General features: G+C 69.7%; 9 protein-coding genes and 2 pseudogenes. 5 read left to right on the top strand and 6 right to left on the bottom strand.

Features of this window, described 5'->3' with window-relative positions; all coding sequences use genetic code 11:
* The 5 genes from IE313_RS11910 to IE313_RS11890 all read right to left on the bottom strand — a co-directional run bounded on the left by IE313_RS11910 (position 1) and on the right by IE313_RS11890 (position 6,929).
* On the bottom strand, positions 1-1,023 hold the full coding sequence (locus tag IE313_RS11910) for an ABC transporter substrate-binding protein (RefSeq protein ID WP_189931072.1): 1,023 nt from the start codon (positions 1,021-1,023) through the stop codon (positions 1-3).
* Positions 1,024-1,039: 16 nt separating this feature from the next.
* Entirely contained in the window at positions 1,040-1,834 is a 795-nt protein-coding gene (locus IE313_RS11905; protein WP_189931071.1) for an ABC transporter permease, read from the bottom strand.
* Positions 1,835-1,844: 10 nt separating this feature from the next.
* Complete coding sequence (locus IE313_RS11900; RefSeq protein ID WP_189931070.1) at positions 1,845-2,684, bottom strand: ABC transporter ATP-binding protein; 840 nt, start codon at positions 2,682-2,684, stop codon at positions 1,845-1,847.
* Between the two features lie 725 nt (positions 2,685-3,409).
* Positions 3,410-5,311 carry a pectate lyase-like domain-containing protein gene (locus tag IE313_RS11895; RefSeq protein ID WP_189931069.1) on the bottom strand — a complete coding sequence of 634 codons (1,902 nt, stop codon included), beginning with the start codon at positions 5,309-5,311 and terminating at the stop codon, positions 3,410-3,412.
* A 262-nt stretch (positions 5,312-5,573) separates the two neighbouring features.
* On the bottom strand, positions 5,574-6,929 hold the full coding sequence (locus IE313_RS11890) for an MFS transporter (RefSeq protein ID WP_189931068.1): 1,356 nt from the start codon (positions 6,927-6,929) through the stop codon (positions 5,574-5,576).
* 753 nt (positions 6,930-7,682) lie between these two features.
* On the opposite strand from IE313_RS11890, the gene IE313_RS11885 reads away from it, so the two are divergent.
* Positions 7,683-15,266 (top strand): HNH/ENDO VII family nuclease, encoded by a 7,584-nt coding sequence (locus tag IE313_RS11885; RefSeq protein ID WP_189931067.1) that lies wholly within the window; start codon positions 7,683-7,685, stop codon positions 15,264-15,266.
* Entirely contained in the window at positions 15,266-15,757 is a 492-nt protein-coding gene (locus IE313_RS11880; protein ID WP_189931066.1) for an SMI1/KNR4 family protein, read from the top strand. Before IE313_RS11885 ends, IE313_RS11880 begins: the two co-directional genes overlap by 1 nt.
* 88 nt (positions 15,758-15,845) lie before the next feature.
* Here the strand turns inward: IE313_RS11880 and IE313_RS36615 are convergent.
* Positions 15,846-16,138 (bottom strand): annotated as a pseudogene (locus IE313_RS36615) (tyrosine-type recombinase/integrase); the annotation flags it as partial.
* Between the two features lie 38 nt (positions 16,139-16,176).
* On the opposite strand from IE313_RS36615, the gene IE313_RS11875 reads away from it, so the two are divergent.
* From IE313_RS11875 to IE313_RS11865, 3 genes and pseudogenes are all read left to right on the top strand, one after another.
* The gene (locus tag IE313_RS11875) at positions 16,177-17,040 is read left to right on the top strand and encodes a Hint domain-containing protein (protein ID WP_229924559.1); all 864 of its coding nucleotides are present in this window, start codon (positions 16,177-16,179) and stop codon (positions 17,038-17,040) included.
* A 6-nt stretch (positions 17,041-17,046) separates the two neighbouring features.
* Entirely contained in the window at positions 17,047-17,529 is a 483-nt protein-coding gene (locus IE313_RS11870; RefSeq protein ID WP_189931064.1) for a hypothetical protein, read from the top strand.
* 208 nt (positions 17,530-17,737) lie between these two features.
* Positions 17,738-18,869, top strand: a pseudogene (locus IE313_RS11865) (IS30 family transposase).
* Positions 18,870-19,497 lie beyond the last annotated feature (628 nt).

The following is a 19,497-nucleotide window of genomic DNA, read 5'->3' as shown; positions in this document are numbered from 1 at the left end:
TCACTTGCCTCCCTGCCGGTAGAGGGACGAGATGAAACCGGACCGCCGCAGGGCGTCCACGTAGGAGTTGTCGACGAAGACGCCGGTGTTCGCGGGCATCTTCCCCACGCCCTTGGCCACCGTGGCGGCGAACGCGTCGTGCACCAGGGCGGGGCTGACCCGCGGGGTCCTGGCCCACAGCGGGTTGAAGAACGCGTAGGAGTACTCGGCGAGCGAGCGGTTGCTGACCCCGCTGTGCTTCATGATGCTCCGCAGGGCCGCCGCCTTGTCGTTGTGCAGCATGGCGAGGCATTCGGTCTCGGACTTCACGAAGGCGGACACCGCCTTCCTGTTCGCGGACATGTAGTCGGACTTGACGGTGTAGGCGTTCGCCGCGGCGGGCAGCGAGGTGAAGTCCATGACCTTCTTGAAGCCCTTCTGACGGGTCTTCGCGCCGGTCGGGGGCTGGGTGACGATGGCGTCGACGGCGCCGTTCTCCAGCGCGGAGACCTCGGCGGGGGTGCTCTTCAGGAAGATCTTGTGGATGTCGCCCTGCCGCCAGCCGTTGTGCGCGATGAGCGAGTCGACGGCCGCGTCGCCCAGCGAGCCCGGTGAACTGAGGCCGACCTTCAGGCCCTTGACTCCGTCACCGGGCCGGACCGACCTCTTGCCCCACATCTCCAGGTAGTAGTGGTCGATCGGCAGCGCGATGTAGCGCAGGTCGACGCCCTTGAGGTTCATGGCGCCGGCCGCGGTGGAGGTCGTCGCCCCCACGCCGACCTGGACGCTGTTGCTGACCAGCGCGGCGACGAGCTGCGAGGAGCTGTTGAGCAGGGTGAGCTTGACGTCGAGGCCGTTTTTCCTGAAGACACCCTGGTCCTCGCAGATGTACAGGTCCGAGTAGGCGGCTCCGATCGCCGTGTACCCGACCGTCATCTTCATGCTCGCCCTCTGCACGGACGCGGTGGGTGTCACGGCACAGCCCGCGGCGGCCAGCAGGACCACGGCTGTCAGTGCCGCGTAGAGCGGTCTGGCGGTGCGCATCGAGTGGTCCACCCCCTCAGTCCGAGCCCGACCAGAACGTGAAGCGCCGCTCCAGGTAGGCGACCCCGCGGGTGAGCACGATGGCCACCACGGCGATCACCGCGATCGAGGCCATGGCGTCGTCCATCTCGAAGTTGGAGGTCTGGAGCTGGACCTGGTAGCCGAGCCCGGCGGAGCCCATGAACAGCTCGGCGACGATCGCACCGATCAGCGCCCGGCCGACCGCCTGGCGTACACCGGCGAGGATGTAGGGCAGGGTCGCGGGGAAGGCGACCGAACGCAGCGTCATCACCCGCGAGGCGCAGAACACCTTGGCCACCTGCATATGGCTGGACTCGAGGTTGCGGGCGCCCGCGATCACATTGATGAGCAGCGGGAACAGCGCACTCCACACCACGATGACGATGCGGGCGTTCATCTCGATGCCGAACCAGAAGATGAGCATCGGCAGGAAGACGACGTAGGGGACGGAGTACATGATGCTGATCAGCGGGTCGGTCAGCCCGTAGAGGATCCGGTTCCGCCCGATCAGCAGTCCCGCGGGAATGGCCACGACCACCGAGATGAGCATGCCCCAGGCCACGATCGACAGGGTGGACCCCAGCGGGTCCCAGACGGCTCCGGTGCTGATCGAGTCGACCAGTGCGGTGAACGCGCCCGAGGGCGAGCTGCTGAAGTTCGGGTCGACGATGCCGGTCACGGCGCAGATCTGCCAGAGGGCGAGGACCGCGGCCAGGCCGATGACGCCGAGGAACAGGTTGAGGTGGCGGTTTCCCGAGGTGCGCCGGCGGCGGGCCGGTGGTGCCGCCACGGTACGGGTGCTATCCGGCGACAGGTGCGTTGCTGTCATGGGGGGCCGCCCTTCGGCCTGGTTGGGTCTGGCTCATCACCAGATCGAGGATGTGGTCGTGGATCTCCTGGAACTGCGGGGTCCGCTTGATCTCGGAGCCACGGGGGCGCGGCAGGCGGACGTCGACGATCTCGACCAGACGGGCGGGGCCGCTGGAGAAGACCACGACGCGATCGGCGAGGAAGACCGCCTCGGGGACGTCGTGGGTGATGAAGACCGCGGTCTTGCCGGTGCCCGCGCCGTCGGACTGCCAGATGCGGGTCAGCTCGTCCTGCATCAGCTCGCGGGTCTGAGCGTCCAGCGCGGAGAACGGCTCGTCGAGCAGCAGGAGGTCGGGGTCGGTGGCGAGCGCACGGGCGAGATTGACCCGCTGGCTCATACCGCCGGACAGCTCGCGCGGGTACGTGTCCTCCTTGCCGGTGAGCCCGACCAGGTCGATCAGCTCGGCGACGCGGGCCCTGCCGCGGCGGTCCAGGCGCTTCTGGGCCTTGAGGCCGAACTCGATGTTCGCCACCACGTTGCGCCACGGGTAGAGCGAGGCGTGCTGGAAGACGAGTGAGCGGTCCGGGGCGGGCCCCTCGATCTGCTCGCCGTTCAGCTCCAGCCGACCCGAGGTCACCGGGGTGAGCCCGGCCAGCGCGGTGAGGAAGGTGGTCTTGCCGCAGCCGCTCGGTCCGACGATGGCCACGAACTCGTTCTCCGCCACGTCGAAACTCAGTCCGTCGCAGGCGAGTGAGAAGGAGTGGGACCGACGCGACCAGTACCCGAGCCTGAGGTCTTCGACGACCAGTTTCTGTCGTGGAAGGTTCACAGATACCTCCTCGGAGGGTGATGTCGATTCAGTGCCGCTGGCTTGAAGTGTCGACACTCGGATTCAAGCAGCGGGGGACTCGTGTGTCTAGAGGGTTACCGCGAAGTGTCGGACCCGGCTCGTGGGCTGGAGGGCGCGCAGGGGCGCCTCCCTTGTGTGGAGCCTGCATCCTTGTCTACCGAGAGTGGTCCTCCGGGTGCGGATGGGCCGTCGGGTCGGGGGAGTGGTGTCCGGCCTCCGTCGCGCCTCTGCTTGAAGTGTCGACACTTCATCCGGGGGTGGCAGGTCGGTGGGCGGGGAAGGCGGTGCGGCCCACGCCCGTGCCACTGGCCGGAATTCACCGCTGAGAGGGGCGGCGGCGCGCTGCCCGCCCAGGGCGGGGCGGGCGCGCGCTGCCCGCTGAGATGCGCGACGCGGTGGGGCGCGCTGCCATGTGGCCGGTGGGGTGCCGCGTGCCGGTGGTCCGCGTGTGCCGACGGAGCCACGCGTGCCGACGGAGCCACGCGCGCTGCCCGGGCGCGCGCCCCGGTGCCCCCGCCCGGGCGCCTCGGTCACCGCCCACGCAGAAAACGGCACGGCCACCCCGGACCGGGGTGGCCGTGCCTGTCGCTGCCTGTGCTTGTCCTTCTGCCTGTGCCTGTGCCTGTGCCTGTGCCCGTGCTCGCGCCGGGACCGCCGGACGGAGACCCGTGTCCTCGCCCACCGGGCTGCCCCGGTCAGGGCGATCAGGGGTAGGTGGTGAGCAGTGCCAGGTTGACCTCCGCGTCGGAGGGCCCGCCGGTGGTGTTGACGACGTGGGCGATCGTGCCCTGGCCGCCGCCGAGCGAGAAGGTGATCATGCTGTGCAGCCGCACTCCCGGGCTGCGCGGTACGGCGAAGGCGCGGTCGGCGACGATGGTGGGGTCCTCGGCGAAGATGCAGTAGCTCCCAAGGCCCCACGCCTCGTGGGCGCGGACGTGGTCGGCGACCCGGTAGGCCGGGAAGCCGCGGTGCTCGCCGTCCATCCAGTCGGCCTGGCCGGGCGGGTCGTAGGGCATCTCGTTCTGGAAGAAGTACGTCCTGCCGCGCTCCCCGTTCCACTGCACCTGCGTCTTCTGGTGGTGCTCCACGAACAGCCCGTAGACGGTGACGTCGTCGCCGTTCACCACCAGGCCCTCCTCGGAGGTGTTGGTGGTCCAGCCGACGCCGGAGCCGTGGTCGGCGCGCCACAGCCAGGTGTTGTCGATGATCACGTCGGAGCTGTTGACCACCACCGACCGCCTGGCCCTGCCCACCCCCGCGCCGCCGATCCGCACGAACACGTCGTGCAGGGAGGTGGGGTCGGCGCGGTGGCCGCGGCGGGAGTCGTCGGGGCCGACGCGCACCAGGGCGTCGGAGACCGTGCTGCCGGCGTCCACCAGCAGCCCGGCGATCACCACACCGTCGACGTCGGCCACGTCGAGCGCGCTCACGCCTCCGTCGGGGACGAGGGTGGCGAGGCCGAGGCCGAGCACCACGGTGCCGGGACGGGTGATCGCCAGGGGCTTGGAGAGGTGGTACGTGCCGGGGGTGAGCAGCAGGTGCTTGCCCTGGTGCAGCGCGGAGTTCAGCTCCGCCGCCGTGGCACCGTCGTGCGCGATGTGGAAGTCGCCGATCGGCAGGGACTTCCCGGCGGGCTTGCGGCCCTCCCAACTGGTGCCGTGGCTGTCGGTGCGGACTGCGGGCACGAAGACGTGGTACGCGCCGTCGCCGTCGACGTGGAGGAAGGGCTTCTCGCGCACCACCGGGGTCCGGGGCACCGAGGTGTAGGTGGGCGCCGGGAAGGTGGTGGCGGGCGCGTTGTCGACGCCGACGAAGACCATGTTCCAGTTGGAGCCGGTCCACTGGCCCACCAGGGAGTTGCGGGTCAGCCACTGCTGCTGGGTGCCGGAGTTGACCTGGCCGGTTATCTTGCAGTCGGCGATGAAGCCGCCGCTGGACCAGCCGCCGTCGTCCAACTGCATGTTGCCCAGCAGGTAGATCCGGCGGAAGAAGGTCGCCTGGGAGACCGCCCAGCGGGCGGTGCCGCTGCGGGGCACCAGGTTGATGTTCTCCACGCCGCGCCAGAAGTTGGTCAGGGCGCCGTGGCCGTGCGCGTCGGCGTCGGTGTGCACCGCGTTGTTGATGGTCGTGGCGGCCGGCTGCAGGCCGAGGCCCGACACCTGTGTGTAGTAGCCGACGTTGACGTCCACGTCGTAGAGGCCGGGCTTGAACAGGAAGGCGTATCGGCCGGATCCGAACTGCGCGCCCGCCTGCTGCGCGTACACCTTGTCCACCAGGGACTGGATGGTCTGTGCGGACGTGCTGGAGTCGAAGACGTAGACGTTCGGGCCGAAGTCCGGCTCTCCCGCGGCGTGCTCGGCGGGCGGCGGCGCTACCGCCTTCGTGGCGTTGGGGGCGTTGGGGGCGTTGATGGCCTCGGTGGCCGTGGCGGGTGCGGCGGCCGCGGCCGGTGCCGCCCGGCGCTCGGCCGCGGAGGCCGGGCTGCCGAGGGCGACACCGGTTCCGGCGGCCACCGCTCCGGAGGCGCCGGCGAGGAAGCCGCGCCGGCCCAGGCCGGTGCGCTCCGGTGCGGAGGCGGAAGGATTCTCGGGCGAGTCAACGGACACGGGACCGTCCCTTCGAAGGGGCCGGAAGCCATGTGGTGCTCACGGCCCCGGCCGGAACGCCGGCAGCGCCAACCCAGGGCGCCGGGGCCTTTTTCAAGGCGTGATTTAACTCGTGGGACATCTGGGGCGTCAAGGTCTCGTGAGACATCCGGGACGTCGGGGGCACCCGCCCGCGGTGGCCCCGACCGGCCGGCCGCCGCCCACTTCTCCGGAGCGGCGGTCCTGTCCAGCTCGCTTCTCCGGCACGGCGGCCCTGTCCCCCTCACTTCTCCAGCACGGTCGTCCTGTTCAGCGGCAGCCGCACGGTCTCGCGGAACGAGAACAGGACGACCAGCCCGGACACGATCGCGAGTCCCATCAGATAGAAGCCGGGGGCGAGCGGGCTGCCGCCGAGGGAGACGAGCCCGGTGGCGACGAACGGGGCCGTGCCGCCGAAGAGGACGTACGCGGCCGTGTAGCCGATGGCCGAGCCGCTGGCGCGCAACTGCCCGGGGAACATCTCGACCATCGCGGGGACGTTCGACGTGCCGATCACGGCGTCGAGCACGGCGAGCACCGACGTGCCGGCCAGCGCGCCGCCCAGTCCCGTGCCGATCAGCCAGAAGGCGGGCAGGGTGGCCACCGCGAAGCCGCCGCAGGCGATCAGGAGCATCGGCCTGCGCCCGAACCTGTCGCTGGCCGCGGCCAGCGGTGGACAGGCGGCGCTGTAGGCGAGCATCGCGACGACGTTGGCGAGCAGTGCCTGCGACTTGGTGTAGCCGACCTCCTCCGACATGTACGCGATCATGTAACTGCTCATCAGGTAGTAGCCGATCGCATTGGTGATGCTGTAGCCGAAGAGCGTGAGCACCTGCCTGCGGCAGAGCCGCCAGGCTTCGCGCAGCGGCGCCCGCCGGACCGCCCTGCGCCGTTCCATGGCCCTGAAGACAGGCGTGTCCTCGATCCTGGTGCGCAGGTAGAGGCCGATCAGCCCGAGCGGCCCCGCCAGCAGGAACGGCACGCGCCAGCCCCACCTGTCCAGTGCGGCTGCGTCCAGGGTGGAGGTGATCAGCAGTCCGGTCATGGCCCCGGCCACCGAGGCCAGCCCCACGGTGAGCGGCACGACGCTGGCGTAACGGCCGCGGCGGCCCTGTGGGGCGTACTCCATGATGAACGCCGAGGCGCCGGTGTACTCGCCGCCCGCGGAGAAGCCCTGGACAGCCCGCAGCAGGAAAAGCAGCAGCGGAGCGGTGACGCCCAGCGCCGCATAGGTGGGCAGGAGCCCGATCAGCAGTGTCGAGCCGCTCATGAACAGCACGCTCAGGGCGAGCATGCGGTTGCGGCCGATGCGGTCGCCGTAGCGCCCGAAGAAGGCGGCGCCCAGGGGCCGGGCGACGAAGCCCCCGGCGAAGACGGCCCACGTGGCGAGCAGCGCCGCCGTCTTGTCGTACTGCGGGAAGAACAGTCCGGCGATGGTGGCGGACATGATCGCGTACGCGCCCGAGTCGAACCACTCGACGAAGTTGCCGACGGCGGTGGCGGCGGCGACCCTGCGGCGCACCGCGGCCGGGTCGGGGGCGCCCGCAGGCGCCGCGGTGGACGGGGTGCTGGGCGCCGGGGGCCGGCTCTCGGTCGTCATCTCGGTCCGTCCTTCGGTTCGGTGCGTCCTTCGAGTTCGGTTCGTCCTTCGGTGCCGTCGGCGACGCGGGGCGACATGGTGGCGGGGTGCCGGGGCGAGGGGGGTGCCGGGGCCGGGGGCCCGGGGGCTCGGGGGACGAGGTCGTGGGCGCGGACGTGCGGGGACGTCACGACGCGAGGGCCGAAAGGCCCATGGTCCCGGCACCGGGGCCGACTTGGCCAGGGTGCGCGGGCCCCGCGGCCGGTCCTCGCCCCCGCGGCCCTGGGGGCGAGTGGCCGGAACCGGTGCTCGTCCTCACGCCGGCGGCACCGCACGGAGCGACGGACGGGCGGCACGGGGCGGGTCGGCTCCGGCCGCCACGCCCGTGATCCACGCGGGAGAGGCGGGATGCGACGGGGCCCGACGCGATGCATGAGGCGGAAGGTAAGCCGCCGGGGCGGGAGGGGCGGATGGTGATTCCGGCCAATCACGCCAGGAGTCCTCGTACATGTGACCGAGCGCGCATAAAGTGTCACGCATTGCGTGTGACATGTAAGGGTCATGGATTTCTCGTGAGATATGTGTTTGCCCTGGGGAGGGTGCGTGCGCAGGCGCGGAGAGCGGTTCGTCTTACGCAGGGGGGCTCGTCGGCGGTCTGCCACGGTCGGTGCGCTGGTGCTGGCACTGGCCTGTGGCTCCCTCTCCGCGCAGGCGGCTCCACCGGGGCCGGATCGGACGACACGGCCCACTGCCGAAGCCCCTTCTGACGCGCCGTTGCCGCAGGCCACCGCTCCCCGGCCGACCGGTGGCGGGGACGGGGGCGCGCACCAGGGCGCGGGGAAGGGCACACCCGCGGGCAAGGACGCGCCCGGAGGCAAGGACGCGCCCGGAGGCAAGGACGCCGAGAGGCGGGCCGCGGCCGACTCCGGCACCGACCACGCCGTCTATGCCTACGACGCGGCGGACCGGCTGGTCGGGGTGACCGACCCGGCGGGCGAGACGGCCCGCTACCGCTACGACGAGGCCGGCAACCGGCTCGGTGTCGACCGCTATCCGTCGAGCACGCTGTCGGTGCTGTCCGTCGTCCCGGCGCGGGCTCCGGTCGGCGCGAAGGTGACGCTCTCGGGTACCGGCTTCTCCGCCACCGCGTCCGCGGACACGGTGTCCTTCGGCGGCGCGAAGGCGGCCGTGGCATCGGCGTCGGCGACGCGTCTCGTGGTGACGGTGCCGTCCGGTGCGGCCGACGGCACGGTGTCCGTCGCGGTGGACGGTGCCACGGCACGGTCCGCGGAGGAGTTCACCGTTGCCGCCGGGGCGCCCGTGGTCTTTGGGCTTACGCCGTCGTCCGGTGTGCCGGGCACGCAGGTGGTGCTGTCGGGCGCGGGGTTCGCTGCGAGTGCCACGGACAACGTGGTGCGCTTCAACGGCGGCACCGCCGCGCAGTTGGTGTCCGCCACGACGACGTCCGTGACGGTGAAGGTGCCCGAGGGCGCGACGACGGGCCGGGTGGAGGTCGAGACGCCGGGGGGCAGCGGGGTCTCGGCAGGGGACTTCACCGTCCCGCTGGGCGGCGACGACTTCGAGACGTCGGTACGGACGTCCGTGACCGACGACGACCCGCCGTCGGTGGCGGTGACGCGGTCCGACGGCAGGGCACGGGTGCTCTTCGACGCGGAGCGCGGCGACGACATCGGCTTCGGCTTCACGGAGTCGACGTTCTCCTCCTCCGTGGAGCTGGCGCTGGTGGACCCGCAGGGCAGGCAGGTCGGGGACAGCACCTACGTGACGTTCTCCGGCGGCGGTGACTGGGAGGTGCGGGACCTCCCGCTGTCCGGCACCTACTCGCTCGTCCTCGACCCCGGCTCCGGCAACACCGGTGCCGCCACGGTGACGGCGTCGTACCCGGCGGGCGGCGAGCTGGACCTCGCGGGTCCGGCGGGCGACACGGCGATGGTGCGGGCCGGACAGGACGGACGCTGGAGCTTCGACGCGGACGGCGCCGACTCGCTCAGCCTGGCCCTGGACACGGCGGGAATGGACGACTCGCTGGACGCCCGGCTGCTGGGCCCGGACGGCGACGAGGTCGCCTACCGGTACGTCTCCGCGCGGTCCACGGGTGAGGTGGACGTGGCCGCCCTGCCCACGACGGGCCGCTACGTACTGCTGCTCGACCCCGCCGGCGGCGGTACCGGCACCGTGCGGGTGACCGGTTCGCACTACGCGGACGCGGGCGCGCTGACCAGCACGGGCAGTGCGGGAACGGCACAGGTCACACGGTTCGGGCAGAACGCGGTGGCGAGCTTCGCGGCCTCGGCGGGCGACGACCTGTCGCTGGGTCTGACCGGCGACACCTTCTCCTCGTCCGTGGACGTCAGTGTGCTCGCGCCGTCCGGCGCGAAGGTCGTCGACGGCTCCTTCCTGTCACCGGGGTCGGCGCTCACCCTCCCCCTTCCGGACCTGCCGGAGACGGGTACCTACCAGGTGGTCGTGAACCCCCACGACGGCGGCACGGGAAGCCTGAAGCTGACCCTGTCGCTGGACGTGGCGGCCGCGCCCGCGGTGGACGGCGCGGCGGTGACGGCGGTGATCGCCCGCGCGGGCCAGCAGATCAGGGCCTCCTTCACGGCCCCTGACACCCCGTCGCTCGGGTTCGCGGTGACCGACAACACCGTCTCCAGCAGCAGCGACGCCTACCTGGTGTCCTCGTCCGGCGGCAAGGGCACCTACCTCGGCTCGTTCTCCGGGACGTCCTCCCGGGCGCTGTACCTGACGGGCCTGACGCCGGGGGCGGCGTACGCCGTGGTGGTGACCACCAACCAGGCGGTCACCGGATCCATGAAGCTGTGGGTGTCGAAGCCGTCCGCACCCCTCGCGCTGGCGTCCGGCGCCCCCGCCACGGGCACGATGACACGGCCGGGCCAGCAACTGGAGTTCACCTACGCCGCGACCGCAGGCGCGGGGGCCTCCGTCGTGTTCAGCGGTACGACGTTCACGCACGGCCCGACCCTTCAGTACTGGAAGCCGGGCGCGACGTCGGGCGGTTACGCGGGCACGCTGGCGAGCAGCACGCTGGACGTGCCGCTGCGGGCCCCACTGGCCGCAGGCACCCACCGTCTGGTGGTGCGACCGGACACCCCGGACACCGGCAGCACGAAGGCCACCCTGCTCCCGGACGTGAACGGCGGCGCGCTGACCGTGGGCGCCGCCAGGAAGTCCGTCACCATCGCCTCGGCCGGGCAGAACGCCCACTACACGTTCACCGGCACCAAGGGCCAGCAGCTCACCCTGGGGCTGAGTACGCCCCCAGCCGCCTGGTTGCTGTCGGTCTTCGGGCCGGACGGCAACTGGCTGGTGGACGCGGCGTCGATGGGCACCGGCACGACCGGCAAGGCACTGCCCGCGCTCCCGGCGGACGGTACGTACACGCTGACGGTGGATCCGACCTCGCTGAAGACGGGCACGTACTCCCTAGGTCTGACCGCCACGGCCCTCACGGCGGCGAAGAGGGCGACGCGCACGAGTGCCGCGGACGACGGCGCGAGCGCGACCGCGGAGCGCACCGGGGCGGCCGGCGCGCACCGGCACCGGGCGGCGGCCGGCAGGCAGCAGGCCGGCACCGTGCCCGCCGGCCCGGACGCATGGCGCCCCGACAAGGCGAACCTGACGGGCCACGACTGGGCGACCCGGCGCGGTGCCGCGCCGAAGGCACCGGCGAGGCTGCGTGCTCCGCGCGGTGCCACCGCCCTGACCGGCCACGTCCTGCGGCTGGACGGCAGGCCGCTGCCCAAGGTCTCGGTCCGCGTCGGCAAGAAGTCGGCGCGCACCGACGCCAAGGGCCGCTTCCTGCTGTCCGGTGTCAGCGCGGACGCCACCACCCTGGTCGTGGACGGTTCGACGGCGAACACCGGGAGCCGCACGTACGGCCGCTACGACATCCGCATCCACCCGAAGGCCCACCGCAGCACGGACCTGGGCTTCCCCGTGTGGCTGACTCCGCTGGACACCAGGCACACCGTCCACTTCGACGCCCCGGCGAAGAAGGACGTCGTCCTGAGGACCCCGGCCGTCCCCGGCCTCGAAGTCCGCATCCCCAAGGGCAGCGTGGTCCGCGACGAGCAGGGCAGGCCGGTCACCGAACTGGGCATCACGGCGATCCCGATCGACCGCCCGCCCTTCCCGCTGCCGAGGAACAGCGTGGTGCCGGTCTACTTCACCGTGCAGCCCGGCAGCACGTACGTGTTCCCCGAGGGCGCGCAGGTCGTCTACCCCAACTACACCCACGCCGCGCCCGGTACGCGGACTCGGTTCATGGCCTACGACCCCGAGGGCGAGGGCTGGCACGTCTACGGCCACGGGCAGGTCACGGCGGACGGCAGGCAGGTGGTGCCCGATGCGAAGACGCGGGTGTGGGCGTTCACGGGCGCGATGTTCAACATCAGCGACTGGCTGCCGTGGGACCTGTCCGCGGTCAAGGACGTCGTCGACTGGCTCTCCGGCGACCCGGTCGACCTGGGGACCGGGCTGCTCACCGACTCCCACACCGACCTGGGCGCGGCCGACCCGCTGGGCTCCGCGGAGGTCACCCGCACCTACTGGCAGGGCGACGACAAGCCCCGCGCGTTCGGTATCGGCCGGGACCTGTCCTACAACGTCTTCCTGCACTCCGAGAAGCAGTACGAGCAGGTCGACCTGTACCTGCCCGGCGGGCAGAAGGTCCACTACGTGCGCACCTCGCCCGGCACCGGCTTCAGCGACGCCGTGTTCGAGCCCACCGACACGCCGTCCGAGCTGCACGGTACGAAGATCGTGTGGAACCAGGACGGCGGCGGCGAGTGGAACCTGAAGTTCCGTGACGGCACGGTGTGGGTGTTCCCGCAGTACTCACCGCTCGCGGAGATCCGCGACCGGCACGGCAACGCCGTCCGGCTGACCCGCGAGGGCGGCTCGGCCGGTCCGGTCACCCGGATCACCACGCCGGGCGGCCGCTGGGTGACCTTCACCTACGACTCGGACAAGCGCATCACCGCGGCGCGGGACAACGCGGGCCGCGGCACCTCCTACGGGTACGACGGCGCGGGCCGCCTGAAGACGGTCACGGACACCGCGAACAAGACCAGCTCGTACACGTACGACGGCACGTCGAACCGGATCGCCACGGCGACGGACGCCCGTGGCATCACCTACATGACCAACCTGTTCGATGCGGACGGCAGGGTCAGGAAGCAGACGCTCACCGACGGCGCCACGTACTCCTTCGCCTACACCGAGGACTCCGCGGGGAAGGTCACCGCGGCGGAGGCGACCGAACCGGGCGGCGCGGTGCGCCGGGTGACGTTCGACGCGGACGGCTTCGGCACCTCGCAGACCGTGGCCCACGGCAGCGACCTGGCCCGTAAGACGGTCTACGAGCGGGGCCCCTACCACCGTGTGGACGCCGTGACGGATCCCTACGGGCGGCGCACCGAGCTGCGCTACGACGAGGGCGGCCACGTCACGGAATCGATCGAGCTGGCGGGTACGGCGGACGCCCGCTCGTCCGGCACGGTCGCCTTCGACGGCCCCTACGACCAGCCGACCACGGTCACGGACGCGGAGCAGCACACGACGGTCCTCGCCTACGACGCGAACGGCGACCTTCGAACGGCCACCGATCCCGAGAACCGGGTCACCGCCTACACCTACGAGCCCGACGGCCAGGTCAGGACGGTCACCGACGCCTCCGACGCCGTCACCGAGTACACCTACCGCCACGGTGACCTGGTCTCGGTCAAGGACGCAGAGGGCCGTGTGGCGGGACAGTTCACGGACGCCGCGGGCCGCCCGAGCGCGGTGAGCGACGAGGCGGGCTCGGTCACCCGCATCACCTACGACGCGCTCAACCAGCCCCGCGAGGTCACCGACCCGCTCGGCCACACCACCGCCTACACCTACGACGCGGGCGGCAACCTGCGCACCCTGACCGATGCCCGCGACCACACCACGACCTGGGACTACGACGACTCCGACCGTCCGAGGACGGCCACCGACCCGCTCGGCGCCCAGGCATCCTTCGCCTATGACGCCGCGGGCCGTCTGAAGCAGGTGACCAACCGCTCCGGCCAGGTCGCCACCGCCGACTACGACCTGCTCGGCCGGACGAGGACCACATCCTACGGAGTGAAGGCCGACGGCAGCGCGGAGTCCACCGTCGGCTACGACTACGACGACGTCGACCTGCCCAAGACCGTCACCGACAGCCAGGCCGGCTCCCAGTCCTTCACCTACGACGCCTACGACCGCCTGCGCACCACGACGGGCCCGACCGGCACGGTCACCTACACCTACGACGCGCTCGACCAGCGCAGGACCATGACGGCCGCCGGCACCACGACCACCTACGACTACGACGACTCCGGCATCCTCACGACCCTCACCACCGGCACGCAGCAGGTCGCCTTCGGCCTGGACGAGGTCGGCCGCGAGAGGACGGCGACCCTGCCCGGCGGCATCACCCGGACGACGGGCCACGACAGGACCGGCGTCATCAGCTCCATCGCCTACACCAAGGACACCGGCGCGTCCATCGGCGACCTGACCTACACCCGCGACGCCCGGGGCCTTCAGACCGGTCTGACCGGATCGCTCGCCGACGTCGCCCTCCCCGCAGCCGAGACGGGCACCGTCTTCGACGACGACAACCGCATCACCACCTACGGCGGCCGCTCCTTCACCTACGACAAGGACGGCCAACTCAAGGACGACGGGCAGCGCACCTACACCTGGAACGCCCGCGGCCAGCTCACCGGCCTCACCCCGGCCGGCGGCACCGGCGCCAACGGTCGGTCCGGCAGCTTCTCCTACGACCCCTCGGGCCGCCGCGCCTCGAAGACCACAGGTGATACGACCAGCAAGTACCTGACCGACGGTGGCAACCCGCTGGCCGAGCAGAACGCCACGGGCGACATCGCGGCCACGGTGACGATGGGCGGTCTGGACGACTTCCTCACCCGCAGCGAGGACGGCAGGACACAGGTCTACCTCACGGACGCCCTCGGCAGCGTCCTCGGCCTGGCGAACACCGACGGCACGGTGGCCACCCGCTACACCTACGACCCGAACGGTCGCACCGCGACCAGCGGTGACACGGCCTCCAACCCGTACACCTTCACCGGCCGCGAGGACGACGGCACCGGCCTGCTCTACTACCGCGACCGCTACTACGACCCCGAGACCGGCCGCTTCATCTCCCAGGACCCGACCGGGCAGGCCGGCGGCGCCAACCTCTACCAGTACGCGCTGTCGTCCCCGACGACGTACACGGACCCGTCCGGCGACAACCCGCTGATCGCGGGCTGCCTGATCGGCGGCCTGATGGACGGCGGCATCGACTGGCTCACCCAGCGCCTGTCCGGCCGCAAGGTCGACTGGGGCCAGGTCGGCACCTCGGCCCTGACGGGTTGTCTGAGTGGCATGTTGGGCGAGGGTCTGGGTGCGTTGGGTGAGGGGAGGGCGGTCAGCCGGGTCGCGGACGACGTGTGTCTGCCGAACAGCTTCACCGGTGACACACCGGTTCTGATGGCGGACGGTACGAGGAAGCCGATACGGGACGTGGGGGTGGGCGATGAGGTCGCCGCCACCGATCCGGAGACCGGTGAGAGTGGTCCGCGTACGGTGACGGCGGTCATCGAGGGCACGGGCACGAAACACCTGACGGAGATCACGCTCGCCGTCTACGGTCCTGGCGGTTCCGGTGTCTCCGGGGGCTCTGCGGGCTTTGGTGGGGGGAAGTCCACGACCGTCACGGCCACGGACGGCCACCCGTTCTGGGTCCCGGCCCTGCACCGGTGGGTCCGGGCATCCGACCTGGAACAGGGCCAGTGGCTCCAGACCAGCGCGGGCACCTGGATCCAGATCACCGCAATCCGCCACCACACCCGGCAGGCCACGGTCCACAACCTCACCGTGAGCGGGTTGCACACGTACTATGTGCTGGCTGGGGCGACGCCGGTTCTGGTTCATAACTCAAACTGCCAGTTCTGGTCGCGGACCGACTACAGCGGTCAGCGCATTTATCGGCGGGATGATCTGGTGAATCCGGAATACTTCTCGCCAGCGGACAAGTACGGTCGTAGCAATCTCAAGAGAATGCAGCAGGGGTTGGCCCCGATGGGCCCGGACGGCAAGCCGCTGAACCTTCACCACATGCTCCAGACGCAGGACGGGCCGATCGCCGAGGTCACGCACTCGATGCACTTCGGGAACTATAGTCAGTTGCACTGGAAGGCGGGCACCAAGATCCCCAGTGGAATTGATCGCGACGCCTTCAATGCCTGGAAATCTCAGTACTGGAAAGACAGAGCGGCAGGATTTGGTGGATAATGAACGCTGTCGAGGCGAGTGAGCAACTGATCGAACTGGTTCGCGGGAACGATGACATCGCGAACCACGCCGACGGATGTGACGCAGGGACGATGGCCGCCGCTGAGAGCGATCTGGGTGTGGCCTTCCCACCTTCGTACCGCCGTTTGATCGAAGAGTTCGGGACCTGGGATATCGCTGGCGAGGAATTCCTCGGCGTATATCAGACGCCCGCGATGGGGCAGAAACTGTTGGGTTCCGTAACGGAGACTCTGGATGCTCGCAGCCAGTACGGAATGCCATCCGATCTGATCGTTGTGATGTTCGATGGAATGGGTGGTTTGGTCGCCCTCGATTCCTCTCAAGTGGATCGGGAAGGCGAGTATCCGGTCCTCGTTTGGAACCCCGGAGATGTGGACCGCGACAGCATGGAGAGACTCGGGGATGATTTCGGGTCCTTCGCGTTCGCCCTGTGCCAGCGAGCCGTAACACGCTGGCAAGAGTCTGGCTGAAGCTGAAAACCGGGAGAAAAGTGAGAAGCCTCGCCAGAGTTTTCTGGCGAGGCTTCAGCGGTTCTTGACGGCAACGCTGACGGCCACGTCAGCGGACGAGGGTTGAGGCGTGTGGGTCCTCGGCGGCGTCGTCGCCCTGGGTGAGGGCGTTGCCGAGGGTGTCGGTCGATGGCGTGGCGCTGGAGGCGGAGCCGGACGTGGGCGTAGACACCGGTAGTGACGCCGATGTGTGTGACCCAATAGCTCCTTGATCGCGGCGAGGTCGAGTCCCTGTTCCAGGGGCAGGGTGGCGGTCGAGTGGTGGTGGTCGTGGAAGTGGATACGGCGGGGCCTGGCCCGGTTGAGGAATGGGGCCGAAGCGGTGGATGGGTTGGCGGGGTCGGGTCGGTGCCTCGGCCCTGACGGGTTGTCTGAGTGGTGTGTTGGGCGAGGGGAGGGCGGTCAGCCGGGTCGCGGACGACGTGTGTCTGCCGAACAGCTTCACCGGTGACACACCGGTTCTGATGGCGGACGGTACGAGGAAGCCGATACGGGATGTGGGGGTGGGCGATGAGGTCGCCGCCACCGATCCGGAGACCGGTGAGAGTGGTCCGCGTACGGTGACGGCGGTCATCGAGGGCACGGGCGCGAAACACCTGACGGAGATCACGCTTGCCGTCTACGGTCCTGGCGGTTCCGGTGTCTCCGGGGGCTTTGGTGGGGGGACGTCCACGACCGTCACGGCCACGGACGGCCACCCGTTCTGGGTCCCGGCCCTGCACCGGTGGGTCCGGGCATCCGACCTGGAACTGGGCCAGTGGCTCCAGACCAGCGCGGGCACCTGGATCCAGATCACCGCAATCCGCCACCACACCCGGCAGGCCACGGTCCACAACCTCACCGTGAGCGGGTTGCATACGTACTATGTGCTGGCGGGCGAGACGCCGGTCCTCGTTCACAACAGTAACTGTGACGTCTCGGATCTGGCATCGAAGATCGATGTTGAGAACATTTCGATGACCAAGACCGTCGAAAATCACACCTGGGACATTGCTGGTACTCGGGACGTCGATGCCCCCAACTTCGGTAAGGCAGCACGTCCTTACATGAACGGCAATAACGGGCTGCTTCTGCGGGAGATCATGGAGGGATCTGCGCCCAGGATGGATTCCCGTGGCGCTCCTGGGGTTGTCGAGTGGAGAACGCCTGGAACGATGAACGGAAGCAACGGGATCTGGGAGCTCAACATCGACGCAAATTCCAACAGAATCGTCCACTTCCTCTTCAAGAGCACAAAAGGCTAGCCCGAAATGAAATTCTCCATCCAAGATGGATCTCCTCTTGAGGGTGTCCTCACTTACGACGAGTCCGAGTACGGATTCTCCTTCAGTGCGCAGAGCGGGGAGTCGTTGAGCGAGAGGCTCGGCTCGGAGGGGGTTGCGAGTGTGCTGATCGGCACGCTCCAACTTGAGGTCGATATTGAGTCCCGGGAAGTCCTGTTCGCCTGGGGGTACTTCCCGCACGTTCGGGGTGTGGTGGCCGAGTTGACTGCTCCACAGTTCAATCCCGGGCGGGTATTCATCTCGTCGGACCACTCTTTCGAGCCTGGGGTTTCTTTCGAGGTTCCTGGAGACAGGTGGCGGGTTTCGTATGATCCTTCCTCCGGGTGGGTTACCATTCGTCTGAACGATGCCACCGACGCTAATTTCGTCCAAATCGCTGGCGGAACTGTCTTGGGCGTCGACAATGGTGATCTGGTGTCGGTCTGGCTTAATCCGGTTTTTGCGGAGTGACAGGCGCTGAGGCGCACGGGTAAGCAGAAGATTCGTTAGCGTCAGCAAATCTGAAGCCCCGCCGGGCGATCTTCGGTTCTAGTGGTCGTCGCGACACCCCAGCTCTAGGGGTGTGATGGACTTCGAGATCCGTAGGGTTCGCAAGGCTCAGGGGCCTGTGAAGCTCCGGGCTGAGCGGGAGGAATACTTCCGGCTCGTGCAGATGGGGCTGACCAACCGAGAGGCAAGCCGACGCGTCGGCGTGCATGAGCGGACCGGCCGCGAGTGGCGAAATGGCCGGAGGGACCCGAGGCGACGGCGGGCTCCTGCTCTGGCGGAGCAGGAGCCCGAGCCTTCGTCGACGAGGTCTGCGTGAGGACGAACGCATCCACATAGCCGACCGGCTGCGGGAGAAGGCGTCTGTCCGCACGATCGCCGCCGAGCTGGGCCGCAGCCCGTCCACGATCAGCCGGGAGATACGCCGCAACGGCATGCCGCTGCGCGGTGAGCGCACCCGGTGGGCCTACCGCCCCCACGCTGCTCAGCGCCGAGCCGATCGGCGCCGGCCCCGGCCCAAGCCCGGCAAGATCGGCCAGAACCCCGAGCTGCGGGACTTCATCCAGGCTCACCTGGCCATGCGGTGGAGTCCTGAGCAGATCTGTCACGCTCTTCGCAGATGGTTCCCTGATCGGCCGGAGATGCACGTGGTCCACGAGACGATCTATCAGGCCCTCTACGTCCAGGGCCGCGGGGAACTCCGACGCGAGCTGGCCCGAGCACTGCGCACGGGGCGGGCCCGGCGCAGGCCGCACCGCCAGGCCGCCGCCCGGCAGCCACGTTTCTCCCATCCCATGGTCATGATCAGTCAACGGCCCGCGGAGGCTGCCGACCGGGCCGTTCCCGGCCACTGGGAAGGCGATCTGATCATCGGCAAGGACGGCGCCTCTGCCATCGGCACCCTGGTCGAACGCGCGACCCGCTACGTCATGCTTGTCCACCTGCCGGGCGGCCGCGGCGCCGAAGACGTCAGCATGGCCCTGCAAACCACCGTCCAGACGCTGCCACGGCACCTGATCAAGTCCCTGACCTGGGACCAGGGCTCGGAGATGGCCGCCCATCACGCGTTCACCCTCGCCACCGACATCCCGGTCTACTTCTGCGACCCCGCCAGCCCCTGGCAGCGCGGCTCGAACGAGAACACGAACGGTCTGCTGCGGCAGTACTTCCCCAAGGGCACCGACCTGGCCGCCCACAACCGCGAGCACCTGGACGCCGTCGCCGCCGAACTCAACAGCCGCCCACGCAAAACGCTCGACTGGGAAACCCCAGCCGAGCGCCTGCATAAAATCCTCGCGACCTGATCAACCGACCACGTGTTGCAACAACCCCTGGAATCCGCCCGCGCCCTGGCGGGGCTTCTCTGTGAGGTGACGGCAGTAGTTGACGGCAACGTCAGAGGACGGAGGTCGCGCAGGTTGGCAATTCGTTGCCGTCGCCAGTGGCCCTCGCGGTGCTCGAAGGATCGTTGAACGCGATGCTGAGGGTGTCAATTGCGTCCCGAGGCTGACGCGACAGCAGGGCAGCGCGAGGACAGGAGAGGTTGAAGGGCCGACGTGAGGTGGACGGGGAATCGTTGCAGACCGAGTCACCGGGAGCGGAGCAGCGGTCGTTCCGCGGCTCGTTGACGCCGTGGTCGGCTGGGCTGTTAAGAGTTTCATTACTGGATCAAGGGCGTCCCGCTGACGCGGGCCGCCGCGCGCCGGCGTCCGGTGGCCGCCGCCCGCTCCTGTCTGCCGCCCCGCTGGCGACGCCCACCGGCCGCTCGGCGCGTAGATCCGGAGATCGCGGGCCGGACCATCAGGCAGAAGCCCTTTCGGCTGCAGCAGGGCGGGCGGGTGCTGAGAGGCCGTCCGGCGGGTTCGTACCGTGCGTCGGCACCCGGGCCGAGTTGACTTCCCGGCCGCCTGGGCCTTTGTGCCTGGCTGAGGC

The organism is Streptomyces sulfonofaciens (genome assembly GCF_014656295.1).
GTDB lineage: Bacteria > Actinomycetota > Actinomycetes > Streptomycetales > Streptomycetaceae > Streptomyces > Streptomyces sulfonofaciens.
Note: the sequence above shows the minus strand (reverse complement) of the source record. Positions and strands in the feature narration are given on the sequence as shown.

Coding starts and splice junctions, on each gene's coding strand:
- IE313_RS11910 (WP_189931072.1), bottom strand. CDS start 1,023: ATGCGCACCGCCAGACCGCTCTACGCGGCACTGACAGCCGTGGTCCTG.
- IE313_RS11890 (WP_189931068.1), bottom strand. CDS start 6,929: ATGACGACCGAGAGCCGGCCCCCGGCGCCCAGCACCCCGTCCACCGCG.
- IE313_RS11880 (WP_189931066.1), top strand. CDS start 15,266: ATGAACGCTGTCGAGGCGAGTGAGCAACTGATCGAACTGGTTCGCGGG.
- IE313_RS11870 (WP_189931064.1), top strand. CDS start 17,047: ATGAAATTCTCCATCCAAGATGGATCTCCTCTTGAGGGTGTCCTCACT.